The following is a 1,088-nucleotide window of genomic DNA, read 5'->3' on the forward strand; positions in this document are numbered from 1 at the left end:
AAGTTGATTTTCAGGAACCGTTCTGACAGCTTCGGCTTTGAACTCTTTAGAGTAACGTTGGTTTTTTCTGCTCATTATTAGCTCCTTCTGATGCCATTCTATTTCAGGAAGGAGTGTCCGTTAAACTCAGGCTACCTCAAACGTATCGTTTTCTTTCATCGCGTAAATACCGGAAGAGAAGCCGATTTCTTTCTGCGGCGCGATATGTTGCAGACGTTTTTCGATACGTTCAGGCAGTTGTGCTGCAATTTGCGGCGTCGAATCGACAAGAATGATGCAGAATTCATCGCCACCGAGTCGGATGGCATAATCACTTTTACGAATCGATTGTTTAATCGCCTGAGCTAATAACGTAATCGCTAAATCCCCCTCCTGATGACCGAGGGTGTCATTTATTTGCTTTAACTTGTCCATGTCAATTGCAATAAACATCACCGAAGAACCGGATTGCACCAGTTTCTGCAACCGCTGCTCCAGTTCAGGGGTTAAAATTTTGTGATTATACAGTCCAGTCATCGCATCACTAATATTTTCTCGCGACACATTTTGGTATAAACGGAAGTGCATCCGGACCATATTCAGCAAAATTAACGCCGTCAAAATCCAGAACAGAACGCTTTTCCACGAAGACGTGATAAAGTAAAGAATATCAATGGATAACGAGACACGAATGCTGAGGTAGCCTGAGTTTAACGGACACTCCTTCCTGAAATAGAATGGCATCAGAAGGAGCTAATAATGAGCAGAAAAAACCAACGTTACTCTAAAGAGTTCAAAGCCGAAGCTGTCAGAACGGTTCCTGAAAATCAACTTTCGATCAGTGAAGGCGCTTCCCGATTATCCCTTCCTGAAGGCACTTTAGGACAATGGGTTACCGCCGCCAGAAAAGGGCTCGGTACTCCTGGTTCCCGCACGGTGGCTGAACTGGAATCTGAAATTCTGCAACTGCGTAAGGCGTTAAATGAAGCTCGCCTTGAGCGAGATATATTAAAAAAGCAACAGCGTATTTTGCACAGGAGTCGCTGAAAAATACGCGTTAATCGAACAATGGCGACAACAATTTCCCATTGAAGCGATGTGTCAGGTAT

2 pseudogenes are annotated in these 1,088 nt (G+C 44.0%); one reads left to right on the plus strand and one right to left on the minus strand.

What is annotated here, in order from left to right:
* Nucleotides 1-126: 126 nt before the first annotated feature.
* A pseudogene (locus BFF42_RS18325) lies at nucleotides 127-672 on the minus strand (diguanylate cyclase domain-containing protein); the annotation flags it as partial.
* A gap of 66 nt (nucleotides 673-738) precedes the next feature.
* Between BFF42_RS18325 and BFF42_RS18330 the strand changes: the two are divergent.
* Nucleotides 739-1,088: pseudogene (locus BFF42_RS18330) on the plus strand (transposase); the annotation flags it as partial.

It is taken from the genome of Shigella sp. FC1661, from assembly GCF_001712525.1.
GTDB lineage: Bacteria > Pseudomonadota > Gammaproteobacteria > Enterobacterales > Enterobacteriaceae > Escherichia > Escherichia coli.